The sequence below is a fragment of the Sorangium sp. So ce131 genome (assembly GCF_051519095.1).
Taxonomy (GTDB): domain Bacteria; phylum Myxococcota_A; class Polyangia; order Polyangiales; family Polyangiaceae; genus Sorangium.
The window spans coordinates 10,013,654-10,025,841 of sequence record NZ_CP150455.1; the positions used below are offsets into that span (position 1 = coordinate 10,013,654).

General features: G+C 71.6%; 11 protein-coding genes. 6 read left to right on the forward strand and 5 right to left on the reverse strand.

The annotated features are described in order from the left end of the window. Positions 1-28 precede the first annotated feature (28 nt). A complete protein-coding gene (locus WMF43_RS36380; protein WP_044986562.1) occupies positions 29-610 on the forward strand; it encodes a hypothetical protein in 582 nt (193 codons plus the stop codon). Positions 611-623: 13 nt separating this feature from the next. On the opposite strand, the gene WMF43_RS36385 is transcribed toward WMF43_RS36380, so the two are convergent. Beyond that, on the reverse strand, positions 624-1,187 hold the full coding sequence (locus WMF43_RS36385; protein ID WP_437671856.1) for an ExbD/TolR family protein: 564 nt from the start codon (positions 1,185-1,187) through the stop codon (positions 624-626). A gap of 467 nt (positions 1,188-1,654) precedes the next feature. On the opposite strand from WMF43_RS36385, the gene WMF43_RS36390 reads away from it, so the two are divergent. Next, the gene (locus tag WMF43_RS36390; protein WP_437671858.1) at positions 1,655-1,813 is read left to right on the forward strand and encodes a hypothetical protein; all 159 of its coding nucleotides are present in this window, start codon (positions 1,655-1,657) and stop codon (positions 1,811-1,813) included. Further along, the gene (locus WMF43_RS36395) at positions 1,810-2,664 is read left to right on the forward strand and encodes a helix-turn-helix domain-containing protein (protein ID WP_437671859.1); all 855 of its coding nucleotides are present in this window, start codon (positions 1,810-1,812) and stop codon (positions 2,662-2,664) included. Before WMF43_RS36390 ends, WMF43_RS36395 begins: the two co-directional genes overlap by 4 nt. Before the next feature lie 133 nt (positions 2,665-2,797). Here the strand turns inward: WMF43_RS36395 and WMF43_RS36400 are convergent, their stop codons facing one another. Beyond that, positions 2,798-3,247, reverse strand: a complete 450-nt coding sequence (locus tag WMF43_RS36400) for a hypothetical protein (RefSeq protein ID WP_437671861.1) — start codon at positions 3,245-3,247, stop codon at positions 2,798-2,800. Between the two features lie 631 nt (positions 3,248-3,878). On the opposite strand from WMF43_RS36400, the gene WMF43_RS36405 reads away from it, so the two are divergent. The 3 genes from WMF43_RS36405 to WMF43_RS36415 all read left to right on the forward strand — a co-directional run bounded on the left by WMF43_RS36405 (position 3,879) and on the right by WMF43_RS36415 (position 7,168). Then, the gene (locus WMF43_RS36405) at positions 3,879-5,027 is read left to right on the forward strand and encodes a phospholipase D-like domain-containing protein (protein WP_437671863.1); all 1,149 of its coding nucleotides are present in this window, start codon (positions 3,879-3,881) and stop codon (positions 5,025-5,027) included. A 91-nt stretch (positions 5,028-5,118) separates the two neighbouring features. Next, complete coding sequence (locus WMF43_RS36410) at positions 5,119-5,958, forward strand: AAA family ATPase (RefSeq protein WP_437671865.1); 840 nt, start codon at positions 5,119-5,121, stop codon at positions 5,956-5,958. Between the two features lie 4 nt (positions 5,959-5,962). Then, entirely contained in the window at positions 5,963-7,168 is a 1,206-nt protein-coding gene (locus WMF43_RS36415) for a vWA domain-containing protein (RefSeq protein WP_437671867.1), read from the forward strand. A gap of 16 nt (positions 7,169-7,184) precedes the next feature. Here WMF43_RS36415 and WMF43_RS36420 read toward each other — a convergent pair whose 3' ends face one another. From WMF43_RS36420 to WMF43_RS36430, 3 genes are all read right to left on the reverse strand, one after another. Then, on the reverse strand, positions 7,185-8,045 hold the full coding sequence (locus tag WMF43_RS36420) for a Uma2 family endonuclease (protein ID WP_437671868.1): 861 nt from the start codon (positions 8,043-8,045) through the stop codon (positions 7,185-7,187). A 68-nt stretch (positions 8,046-8,113) separates the two neighbouring features. Continuing rightward, positions 8,114-8,803: a sensor histidine kinase gene (locus WMF43_RS36425; RefSeq protein WP_437671870.1), complete on the reverse strand. Its 690-nt coding sequence runs from the start codon at positions 8,801-8,803 to the stop codon at positions 8,114-8,116. 97 nt (positions 8,804-8,900) lie between these two features. Beyond that, positions 8,901-11,924, reverse strand: a complete 3,024-nt coding sequence (locus tag WMF43_RS36430; RefSeq protein ID WP_437671872.1) for a TIGR03960 family B12-binding radical SAM protein — start codon at positions 11,922-11,924, stop codon at positions 8,901-8,903. Positions 11,925-12,188 lie beyond the last annotated feature (264 nt).

Genomic DNA, 12,188 nt, shown 5'->3' on the forward strand with positions numbered 1-12,188 from the left:
CCGCGCCATCGTGTGCTAGGTTGTCCGCGTGTGGGTACGCCGCGCAGCCATCCGCCCCGTCCCCTCGTACGCTCAGGTGCCGGCGCGCGTCCTGTCCGAGATCGAGGATCAGCTCGCCGAGGATGACGACGACTCGCGCAAGCAGCTCGACGACGCGTTCACGCGCTTCGAGCAGACGCAGCCTGCGCTCGCGGACCGGATCTCCTCGGTGCTCTCCGGCCCGCTCGACGAGACGGCGCTCGCGCTCGGCTACTTCCTGACCCTGGCGATCTGGCTCGCCTTCGACGAGCTGTTCGGCCAGGACCTCGAGGAGGTCACCGAGACGGCGCTCACGGGCGTCGAGGAGTCGCTGAACCTGGACGAGCAGATCCGCCTCCACGACCCTGCCGAGGCGGTCGACTCGGACGACGTCATCGCGATGGAGCAGCCTGACGTCCTGGCCTTCGTGCAGGAGCACCTCGACGCGGCCCTGGAGGCGAACGCGCACGAGGTCGACGTCGACGACGTCCACGCGATCTACCGGGTGGTGCTGATCGAGGTGCTGGCGCTGAGTTATGCCGTGCGCCCGCCGTCGAACTGGGTGGCGCTGACGACGGAGTTCACGGCGTAACGCTGGCGCGCGGTCAACGCGCCGAGAACGTCGCGAGGAACGCCGGCATCTCGGCGCTGCGCCCGTCCTCCAGCAGGACGGTGCGGCGCGGGGCGTTGATGGCGTCGAGCACGGCGACGAGCTCGCGGAACGGGGTCTTGTCGTCGCTGTGGAGCACGGCCTGTTCGGCGCGGCGATCGCTCGGGCCGCGGCGCTCCCCGCTCCGCTCCCACTCGCGCTGGATCGCCTCGCCGAGCTCCCTGTAGCGGATCGCGGTGGCCCCCGCCGCGCCGACCTCCAGGGGGTGCTTGGGGACGGTCGCCTCGCTCAGCACGGTCGCCCCCTGCTTCCACACGAGGCTGAACGAGTCCTCTCGGACGTGGACGTGCATCGTCTTGAGGGGCTCCTTCTGGCACTCCTCCCCGCATCCGGCGGCGGCGGGCGCCTCCGCGCTGCTCCTCAGCCGCGCGTTCGTGACCCACACCGCGGTGATCAGGAGAAAGGCGATGGTCACCATCAGGAGATCGATGAACGGAATCATGTTGATGTCGCTGTTGCGTGCCCGCCTCTCGCCACCCCCCACGTCGACGCCCGCCATGGCTGCCTCCTTGTGTGTGCGTGATGTCGCGGCGCGCTGCGGCTCCGCGGCCGCGCCCGACGTGAGGGATGGAAAACGGCGCGCGAGTGATGTTCCTTCTCCGCTCACGTCCTCTGGAGGGTTCCCGGGCGGCTCGTCCCGCCAGGCCGCCTCTCCGATCCCGTCCACTATTTCAGAGGCGCCCATGCGAGCGCGACCGCAACAACGCGACGCGTCATAACGGGACGCTCTTGCGCTCCTGCGACCTGATCCCACCCCGTGAGCATACGGAAAATTTCACGCGAAGCGCGACGATGCCACGACACGGTGCGCCAAGGATGAGCCCGCCGAGACCCCGTTCCTCGCCGTGACGCGTCGTGCTTTGCCCGACGCGTCAAGATCGAGCTGTCCCTTGACAGACAATCCGTTATAACGGATGATCAGCTCACCGGTTGGAGGTAAAGCGGATGCGCACCCAGAGTGCTCAAGTGATCGACCTAGAGGAGTACCGGCAGCGGCGGGTTGCTCGGAGCGAGCGCCCCCTGGGCGACGACAAGGAGAGGTCGTCGCTCCAGCCGGCAGGTGTTCCGGTCGCCCTCTGGTGGTATCCGATGTGGACGTGGATGCCCATGTGGCAGGTGCGATGAAAGCGGTCCGCCAGAGCACGCCGCGCAACGGGTCAGCGTCGGTCTCCGACGAGGAGCTCGGCCCCGCGTTGGCCGCAGCGGGCCTGGTGAACGGCGCGGCGGCGTCGGCCGAAGCGCCGGGGAGCTCTCCGCCGTCGACCGGACGGAGCTCGCAAGGCAAGCCGGAACGTTCTGGCGGCCCTGTGAGCGCCTACGCGAGCCGCGCGAAGGCGGAGCCGCCGCAGCGGGACGCCGGTGAGATCCCGGATGAAGCGCAGCTCCACGAGATCGCCTCGCAGGATGCCTCGTCGGCGCTCACCGGCATCGTCGGCGCCAACCTGCGCCGGCTCCGGACCAAGCGCGGGCTGTCCCTCGAGCGTCTGGCCAAGGCCTCGAGCGTGAGCCGGGCGATGCTCAGCCAGATCGAGCTCGGCCAGAGCACGCCGACGATCAACGTGCTCTGGAAGATCGCCCGGGCGCTCGGTGTGCCCTTCTCGGCGCTGATCAGCGATCAGTCGATCGGCGGGACGGCGATCATCCCGGCCGCGCGCGCCAAGGTGCTGACCTCCCACGACGGCTCCTTCTCGTCGCGCGCGCTGTTTCCCTTCGATGTGCCGCGGACCGTCGAGTTCTACGAGCTCAGGCTCGCCCCGCTCGCCACGGAGCAAGCGGATCCTCACCCGCCGGGCACCGTCGAGAACCTGGTGGTGACGTCCGGAACGCTGGAGATGATCGTCGGCGTCGAGCGCCATCTGCTCGCGACCGGAGACGCCATCTTGTTCGAGGCCGACGTGCCCCACCAGTACCGAAACCCGACCAAGTCGGAGGTCATCATGTACCTGGTGATGACCTACGTCGAGAAGACAGGCTAACCGCAGCGGGCCACGGCTCGAACCGCAGAGACGCCGAGGGCGCCGGAGGAGAGAACCTCTTGGCGCCCTTTTCGTCTCTGCGGTCTCCATCATCGAGGCGCAGAAGCGAAAGCGGCGCCCAAGGCTCGCGCGCTCACTTGTTCATGCTGGCGACGTTCGAGCCGGCGCCCATGTTGCTCATGCCGCCCGCGCTGGCGCCCATGCCCATCCCCATGCCGGTGCTCATGCCCATCATCATGGGCATGTTGCCGCACATGATCATCATGGGCATGCCCATGCTCATCATCTTCATCATGGCGTCACAGCGCTCGCGCAGCATGTCCATGCCCATGCCTTCCATGGGCATCATCTTGCAGACCATCCCCTCTTTGTCCATCTCACAGGTCATCCGCGCCATCATCGGCATCTGACCCATCTTCATCATCTGGGGCATCATCCCCATCATCTGGGGCATCATCCCCATCATCTGGGGCATCATCCCCATCATCTGGGGCATCATCCCCATCATCTGGGGCATCATCCCCATCGAGCCCATCATCGGATTCATCGAGCCCATCATCGGCATGCTCATCATTGGCATCATGGCGTTTTCCTCCGCAATTCCGTGGTTACGTCTGCGATCTAGGCTAGGCGTCGACGTAGGTACCGGCAAGCAACGCCACCGGGCCCCTCCACTTTTCCTCCGATGGAGCAGATGTACCGACGCCCTCGACGGATGATGCGCCAATCCAGCAGAGAGGCATCTGTCATAACGAGGCGCCCGTACGTCGGACCGCTATCTTTCGCGGACGTCGCGCGTTGCCCAGGAGCGAGCTCATCCGGGCGCGGTCAGCGCGGACCGACGGCCAGAGCGGGGCCGCGGACCGCAGCACACGCAGGGAAGAAGCAGCGGACAGCCATCGTGGCGGTGAAGCACGCCGAGGTGGATACGGACCGCGAGGACATGGCTCCGTCTTCTCCTGAGCATCGACCAGGAATATCCCTCTCCCGCTGTCCCGCTCGCGCCACCTCGGCGCCGGCGATGAGGTCATCGAAGCCGAGGCAGCTGGATTGACCACCTTCCTTCCCAGGGCGGGGCTGCCCTGGGGCAGGCGATTCGCGATGGGCGCATGGGCGCGCGGGTGCGCTCCAGGGGCCGTCGACGCCGCGGCGCCGCTCCGCCGGCCGCGCTATCATCGCGTCGCGTCACCCAGAGGAGCCCGGCCGCCCGCCGCATGTCTCAGCCTGCCCCCGCGCTCGCCGCGTCCGCCTTCGCCGAGATGACCGTCGGCGCCCACCGCCTCGCGCTCCTCAAGGACGGCGCCCAGGCCTACGCGGCCATGCTCGCGGCCATCGCGGGCGCCGAGCGCACCATCTGCCTCGAGACGTACATCCTCCGGGACGATCGCACCGGCCGGCGCTTCGCCGAGGCGCTCGCCGAGCGGGCGGCGGCCGGCGTCGAGGTGAGCCTGATGTTCGACGCCTGGGGCTCCTCCGTCTCGTCGTCCTTCCTCGACGGGCTCCGCCGCGCCGGGGTCAGGGCCCTCGCCTTCCGGCCGATCGAGCTCTTCGTCCCGCTCGGCAAGGTCGCGCGCCGCGACCACCGCAAGGCCCTCATCGTGGACGGCAGGATCGCGTTCACGGGCGGCCTCAACATCTCGGACGACTACGCGGCGCCCGAGGACGGCGGCGCCGGCTGGCGCGACACCCACCTCCGCCTCGAGGGCCCCGCCGCCGCCGAGCTCCAGTACTTCTTCCTGCGCACGTGGCAGCGCGCCGGGGGAGCCCCCGTCGAGGAGCAACGCTACAGCTACGCCGAGCGCAGGCCCGACCCCGCCGTCCAGATCATCAGCAACGACCTCCCCCGCCGGAGGCACCGCCACGGCATCCGCAACGCCTACCGCCACGCGATCGAGCGGGCCCGGCGCCGCATCCTGATCACGAACGCCTACTTCCTGCCGCCGCTCCGGATCATCCACGCGCTCTCCGCCGCGGCCCGCCGGGGCGTCGACGTCAGGATCATGGTCGCCGGCACCACCGACGTGCCCCCCGTGCTGCTCGCGTCCCGCACCATCTACGGCCACCTCCTCGACGCCGGCGTCCGCATGCTCGAGTGGCGCGGCCGCGTCCTGCACGCCAAGACCGCCGTCATCGACGGCCTCTGGTCCACCGTCGGCTCCAGCAACCTCGACAGCCAGTCGCTCCGCATGAACCTCGAGGTGAACGCCGTCGTCATGCACCGCGGGTTCGCCGGCGCGATGGAGCGGATGTTCGCCGACGACCTCGCCTACTGCCGCGAGATCACCGTCGCCCACTGGGCCCGACGCCCCTTCTGGGAGCGGGCCGCCTCATGGACGGCCTACCTCGCGCGCGACTGGCTCTGAGTCTTCAGCGCCCGCGCGCCCGCGCGCGCCCGCGGAGGCCGAGGCGAGGGCCGCCGCGCCCGCGCCGGGCGGCGAGGTGCTACCGTGGGTCATGTCCGATTTCCGCCGCTTCCGCGGCACCGAGCGTTATCTCACGAGCGAGGCGCTCGAGGCCGCCGTCAACTGCGCGCTGGTCCTGGAGCGGCCGCTCCTCGTCAAGGGAGAGCCCGGCACCGGCAAGACGCTGCTCGCCGAGGCCATCGCAGCGAGCCTGTCCGCCGAGCTCATCCCCTGGCACGTCAAGAGCACGACGCGGGCCCAGGACGGGCTCTATGTCTACGACACGGTCCAGCGGCTCTACGACTCGCGCTTCGGCGACGGCGACGTGCGCGACATCCGCCGTTACATCAAGCTCGGCCCCCTCGGACAGGCGTTCAGCGCCGAGAGGCGCGTCGTGCTCCTCATCGACGAGGTCGACAAGGCAGACCTCGAGTTCCCGAACGACCTCCTCCACGAGCTCGATCGGATGCGCTTCCGCATCGCCGAGACCGGGGACGAGATCGCCGCGCGGGAGCGGCCCGTCGTGATCATCACCAGCAACAACGAGAAAGAGCTGCCGGACGCCTTCCTGCGCCGCTGCGTGTTCCACTTCATCGACTTCCCGGATCCGGAGCTCATGCGGGAGATCGTCCGCGTCCACCACCCCGACCTCGATCGGACGCTCGCCGACCAGGCCATGCAGGTCTTCTACGAGATCCGCCAGAGCGCCCGGCTCCGGAAGCGGCCGTCGACGAGCGAGCTCATCGACTGGATCGCCGTGCTGCGGCGGGCGGGCGTGAAGGAGGTGAAGCTCGACAAGACGCTGCCCTTCCTCGGCGCGCTGCTCAAGAAGGAGCAGGACCTCGCGGCGCTCGCCGACCAGCTGGCCGGCGGCAAGCGGTACCGGTCGTAGCCCCATGTTCGTCGAGTTCCTCTACGAGCTCCGGGCCCGCAAGGTCCCGGTCGGCGCCCAGGAGGCCGTCGGCCTCGCGCGGGCGCTCGCCGCGGGGCTCCACGACAGCTCGCTCGACGGCTTCTACCACGTCGCGCGCGCCATGCTGGTCCACTCGGAGGCGCACCTCGACGACTTCGACCTCGCGTTCGCAAAGCACTTCCGCGGCGTGCACGTGGAGGCCAAGGCGATCGCGGAGGAGCTCCTCTCGTGGCTGCGCGACCCGATCAAGCGGCGCGCCCTCTCCGACGAGGAGAAGGCGGCGGTCGAGGCGCTCGATCTCGAGGAGGTGCTCCGGCGGTTCGAGGAGCGCCTGCGCGAGCAGCGGGAGCGCCACGACGGGGGGAGCCGGTGGATCGGGACCGGCGGCACCTCGCCGTTCGGCCGCGGCGGCTTCAATCCGAGCGGGATCCAGGTCGGCGGCCGCGCGGGCGGCAGGAGCGGCGCCGTGGAGAACGCCGACGCGCGCCGCTACCGGCCTTACCGCAGCGATCTCACGCTCGACGTGCGCCAGATCGAGGTGGCGCTGCGCAAGCTGCGCGCCTTCGCGCGCGAGGGCGGCGACCGCGAGCTCGACGTGGAGGAGACGATCGACGCCACCGCGAGGAACGCGGGCGAGATCGAGATCGTCACGAGGCCGCCGCGCCGCCCGAACACGCGCGTGATCCTGATGATGGACGTGGGCGGCTCGATGGACCCCTACGCCGCGCTCGTCTCGCAGCTCTTCAGCGCGGCGCGGCGCGCGACGCACTGGAAGGAGCTCAGGAGCTACTACTTCCACAACTGCGTCTACGGCAGGGTCTTCAAGACCGAGGGGCTCCAGGAGCCGGTCCCGGTGCGCGAGCTCCTCCACGAGTGCGGCAAGCACTACAAGCTCGTGATGGTCGGGGACGCCTCGATGGCGCCGTACGAGCTGCTCGGCTCGTCGAGCTTCGGCGGCGGCGGCGGCGGTGGATCACTCGAGAGCGACGCGCGGGTCCCAGGCGTCGCCTGGCTGATGGCGCTGCGCGAGCATTTCGACCGCGCCGTGTGGCTGAACCCGGACGGGGTCGGCCCCTATCCCCACCCGACCGTGGACGCGATCAAGGGCATCTTCCCGATGTTCGCGCTCACGCTCGAGGGCCTGGGAGAGGCCGTCTCGGAGCTCGTCCGCGGCCGCGGGCGGGCCTGAGCCGCAGGCGGCCGGGTCAGCGGCCCGCGCCGCGCTTGAACACCTCCGCCGCGGACTTCGCGACGAGGGCGCGGTCGAGCCAGCGATCGAGCTCGCGCTCGCTCCTGCACGACGCGATCTTGGCGGTGTCCGCCTTCGTGAGCCGCAGGCCACGCCGGTCGAGCACACGCTGCAGCGCGCCGCGCTTGCCCGCGAGGATGCCCTCCTCGCGCCCCTCCTCGCGCCCTTCCTCGCGCCCCTCCTCGCGCCCCTCCTCGCGCCCCTGCTCGCGCCCGGCCGCGAGCACGGCGTCGAGGTCCTCGTACCCACGCCGCTGCAGCAGGTTCGTCAGGGTGGCCTTCTCCGCCTCGCTGCGGTCGTAGAGCGCCTCGACGCTGATCGAGTTCTTGAGGATGCCGGGCGCGCTCAGCCGCTGTCCGGGAAGCACGACGCGCACCTGCTTGCGGGGCTCGTGCACCTCGACCCGCCGCGGGCCGTTGAGGCGCACCACCCACAGGAGCTTCGTGCCGGCCGCGAGCAGCTCGGCGATCTTGTCCTGGAGCTCCGCCTCGTCCTGCCCCACGTCGGCGTACTCGATGGCGAGCTCCGGCACGCCCTTCACCCAGCCGGGCTTGTCGGGCACGTTCCCCACGGCGACGTCCGGCGCGCGGAGGCAGCCCTCGCCCAGCGAGTACCCGGTGTCCACCCCCGCCTCCTTGACCGCCGGGTCCCACCCCACGACGGAGCTGCCCAGGTGGTTCGGCCCGGAGGCGCGCCCCCCCGTGGGGGCGCAGTAGACGGGGTGACCGTTCGACAGCTCGTACGGATCGCCCGAGCGGAGGTGCTCCACGCGGAACGGGCCACGCTCCGCGGGCCGATGCTTGGCCTTGGCCTGCATGAGAGAACCATAGCACGCAGTCGGCGCGCCCCGGCGGGCCGCCCGCGCCGCGCCGGGGGCGCCCGGGGCTAGGCGCTCGGCAGCCACATGCGGAACGCCGTGCCCCTCCCGCGGCCCGTGGTCGCGGTGATCTCGCCGCCGTGCGCCTCGACGATGACCCGGCTCAGCGCGAGGCCGAGGCCCGTCCCCTTCACCTTCGCGGTCACGAGCGGCTCGAAGAGGCGGTCGATCACGCACGGGTGGACGCCCGGGCCGTTGTCCTCGACCTCGAGGTACGTGCGCTCGTCGCCGCGCCACGCGCGCGTGACGATCGAGCCGCCGGGAGCGCCGTCGAGCGCCTCCACCGCGTTGAGGTAGAGGTTCGAGAAGACCCGCTCGAGCAGGATGGGATCGCAGAGCAGCGTGAGGTCCGCCGGCGCGATCGCGACCTCGAACCGGACCGCCGTGGGCAGGACCAGCGCGTGGCGCGCGCTCTCGATCAGCCGGCCGACGGGCGCCGGCTCGCGCCGCAGCGGCTCGCCGCGCGCGAGGCCGAGGACGCTGCCGATGACCTCGTGCGCCTTGCGGATCTCGGCCGTCACCCGGTCGAGGTGACGCAGCAGGCGGCACCGATCGTCGAGGTCGCGCTGCGCTAGGTAGAGCGACGACTCGGCGACCGCGAGGGCGTTGCGCAGCTCATGAGCGACGCTCGCGCCGACCGCTCCCGCCGCGGCGAGGCGCGCGGCGCAGCATTCGGTCTCAAAACCCTCTTTTCCCATAGTCGAAGCGCCAGCGTAGCCGAAGCCCCGAGCGATGGCCCGCGCGCTCACCCGCGCGCCGCGGCGGATTTTTACGGTGCGATCGCCCCCGCCCGGATCACTCGGCGCCGGCCGTCAGGGCGGCGGAGGGCGCGCGCTCGGGGGCTTGCTTGACGCGGCGCGCCCTGTCGAGATCGAAGAGGGCGAAGCGCTCGGAGGCCGCGGCGCCGATCGCCGCGGTGCGGCCGAACAGCTGGAGCCGCACGGCGCGGTGCGGCGGCGGCACGATCGCGCCCGGCGGCTCGCCGGGCTCGCCCGCGATGACGGCCGCGACCTCGGACGACTTCACCGCGCCCGAGCCGCGGATGTCCACCTCGACGTCGATCGCCACGAGATCGCCGGCGAGCCCGGCGCGCGCGAGCTCCGCGAGCACCTCGGGCCCGCCGACCTCGGCCCGCACGAGGTACTGGCGGACGTCGACCATCTTCGCGAGCCGGTCGATCTCCCGGCGGATCGGGAGCGACGCCGCGGCGAGGGCGGCGCTGCAGCGGGCCGCGAGGGTCGCCTCCGCGTCGCCGCCGATCGCGGAGCGCGCGAACGCGAGCGCGTAACGCGCCCCGGCGATCAGCTTGCTCAGCGCCGGATCGTCCGGGCCGAGCTTCACGGCGCCGCGGAACGCGAGGCCGCGCGGGCTCGCGGCCGTCATCGCCCGGACGAGCGCGTCGAGGCCGGCGGGATCGAGATCGCGCTCGAGGCGGAGGTCGACGTACTCGTCGAGGCTGATCACGCCGAGCGAGAGCGCCGGCGAGAACGTCATGTCGGGCTTCGGGTGGAAGCCCGCGGTGAAGGTCATCGGCGCGCCGACGCGCCGGAGCACGCGGGGCAGCTCGCGCACGACGTCGAGGTGGCCGAGCAGCGCCATCGGCCCGGTCTTCTCGAACTGGAAGCGGTACCGGATGCCGCCGCGCCCCTTGGGGGGCGCGATCCGCTGCGCGCGGGGCGCCCGCTCCTCGCCGGCGGCGCGCGGCGGCTTTTCGGCGGCCTCGCGCGGCGCCGCCTCGCTCGCCTCCCGCGGCGCCGCCTCGCCGGCCTCCCGCGGCGCCGCCGCGCTTGCCTCGCCGGCCTCCCGCGGCGCCGCCTCGCCGGCCTTCACCGGCTCGCCCGCCGCGCCGGAGAGGACCGGCAGCGAGCGCTTGTGGGCGCCGAGCCGGTCGAGGAAGGTCAGCCGCTCCTCGCGCATCTGCGTCATGTCGCAGGCGACGCCGCAGTCGTAACAGACGAGCCGCCGCGCGTCGGCCTTGGCGTCCTCGAGGTTGGTGTGGTGCACGAACATGCCGGCGACCTTGCCGCACGGCGGGCTGAGGCGGTTCTGCAGCGCCTTCCGGTACTCCCTCGCGAGGAAGCCCTCCTCGAGGCCGACGTCGATGTGGTCCCAGGGCAGCCGGGCCGTCACCGGGAGCGTGCCGAGGTACCTGGACCGGTCGACGCCCACGCTCGCGAACGCCTCCTCCCACACGGAGAGCTCGAGCTGGTCGTCCCACGAGTCGAAGCGGGCGCCGCCGCGCCAGGCCCGCTCGAGCACGTCGGCGAGGGGGCGGTCGCCGCGGGCGAAGACGCCCTCGAGCACGCTCGCGTGGGCCTCGTGGGTCTTCAGCGTCACGGCGCGGTACGGCCGCACCGTGTCCTTGAGCAGCTGCTGCTTGCGCGCGACCTCGGCGAGCGTGTCCATCGCCGCCCACTGGAAGGGGGTGTGGGGCTTCGGCACGTGCGTCGAGACGCTGACGGTCACGTCGACCGGCTTGCCCTTGCCCGCCGCCCTCCGCCCCGCGCCGGCCGCGCGGGCGCCCGTCTCGACGATGCCGCGCACGTCCTCGTCGGTCTCGGTCGGGAGGCCGATCATGAAGTAGAGCTTCATCTTGCCCCAGCCGCGGCGGAAGACGCGGTCGGCCGTCTCGAGGAGCTGCTCCTCCGTGACGTTCTTGTTCACGACGTCGCGCATCCGCTGCGTCCCCGCCTCGGGCGCGAAGGTGAGGCCGGTGGCGCGCACGCGCTTGAGCTCGTCGAGGAGCTCGGGCTCGAGCCCGTAGGCGCGCAGCGACGACACGCCGAGCGAGATGCGCTCGGCGGTGAGGCGATCGGTGACCTTCTTGATGAGCGGCGAGATGCAGGACACGTCGGCCGTCGACAGCGCCGTGAGCGAGACCTCGTCCTGGCCGGACTTCTGCACGGCGCGCATCACGGTGTCGACGATCTGCTCGGGATCGCGCTCGCGCACGGGGCGGTAGATCATGCCGGCCTGGCAGAAGCGGCACCCCTCGGTGCAGCCGCGGGCGATCTCGATCGACATGCGGTCGAAGATCGCCTCGGGGCCGCCCGTCGGGCTCTCGTCGGGGAACGGGTACTTGTTGAGGTCGACGAGGGCGCGCTCGATCGGGAACGGGATGCCCTCGGCGAGCGGGCGATCCACGACCTCGAGGCCGGTGTCGGGGTCGAGCCGGGTCGCGTAGAGCGAGGGCACGTAGATCGCGCCGAGGCGCGCGATCGCGACGAGCCGCTCGCGCCGCGGCACGCCCGCGCGCTTCAGGCGGACCCACGCGAGGGCGATCTCCGTCGCCTTCTCCTCGCCGTCGCCGATCACGAGGGCGTCGAGGAACGGGGCGATCGGCTCGGGGTGGGTCGCCGTCGGGCCGCCCGCGATGACGAGCGGGTCGTCCTCGCCGCGATCGGCCGCGCGCAGCGGGACGCGGCCGAGGTGGAGCATCGTGAGGATGTTGGTGTAGGTGAGCTCGAACTGCAGCGAGAAGCCCACGACGTCGAAGTCCCTGAGCGGGCGGGCCGACTCGAGGGAGACGAGCGGCAGGCCGCGCTTCACGAGCTCGGCCTCCATGTCGATCCACGGCGTGTAACAGCGCTCGGCCAGCGTGCGCGGGTCGTCGTTCAGGAGCTTGTAGAGGATCTTGAAGCCAAGGTGGCTCATCCCGATGTCGTAGACGTCCGGGAAGGCGAGGCAGACGCGCGCCTCGACGGCCGCCCAGTCCTTGACGACCGAGCCGACCTCGCCGCCCGCGTACCGCGCGGGCTTCTCGACCCGATCGAGAAAGGAGGCGTACGGGTGACCGGCGAGGAGGGGGACGTTGTCCATGGCGCCACGCGCGTAGCATGGCCGGCGCGTGGCGGCACCCGTGCGGCCCGGGTTCCTCCGGCGGGGGCGCCTGACAGGCTCGGCCATGCGTGGGGCTGCCACCCCCGACGCCCGCGAGGCGGGCCAGCAGGGGCGCAGCCCGGGGCCGCGCGCGGCTCGAGGCGCCGGCCGGCAGGCGGCGGTCTGTGCAGGTCTTTGCGCAACGGCGTTGTGCAACGGCGTTGTGCAACCGCGTTGTGCAACGGCACGGAGGCGCTTGCACCG

Coding starts and splice junctions, on each gene's coding strand:
- WMF43_RS36415 (WP_437671867.1), top strand. CDS start 5,963: ATGTTCGTCGAGTTCCTCTACGAGCTCCGGGCCCGCAAGGTCCCGGTC.
- WMF43_RS36395 (WP_437671859.1), top strand. CDS start 1,810: ATGAAAGCGGTCCGCCAGAGCACGCCGCGCAACGGGTCAGCGTCGGTC.
- WMF43_RS36400 (WP_437671861.1), bottom strand. CDS start 3,247: ATGATGCCAATGATGAGCATGCCGATGATGGGCTCGATGAATCCGATG.
- WMF43_RS36425 (WP_437671870.1), bottom strand. CDS start 8,803: ATGGGAAAAGAGGGTTTTGAGACCGAATGCTGCGCCGCGCGCCTCGCC.
- WMF43_RS36405 (WP_437671863.1), top strand. CDS start 3,879: ATGTCTCAGCCTGCCCCCGCGCTCGCCGCGTCCGCCTTCGCCGAGATG.
- WMF43_RS36385 (WP_437671856.1), bottom strand. CDS start 1,187: ATGGCGGGCGTCGACGTGGGGGGTGGCGAGAGGCGGGCACGCAACAGC.
- WMF43_RS36430 (WP_437671872.1), bottom strand. CDS start 11,924: ATGGACAACGTCCCCCTCCTCGCCGGTCACCCGTACGCCTCCTTTCTC.
- WMF43_RS36420 (WP_437671868.1), bottom strand. CDS start 8,045: ATGCAGGCCAAGGCCAAGCATCGGCCCGCGGAGCGTGGCCCGTTCCGC.
- WMF43_RS36410 (WP_437671865.1), top strand. CDS start 5,119: ATGTCCGATTTCCGCCGCTTCCGCGGCACCGAGCGTTATCTCACGAGC.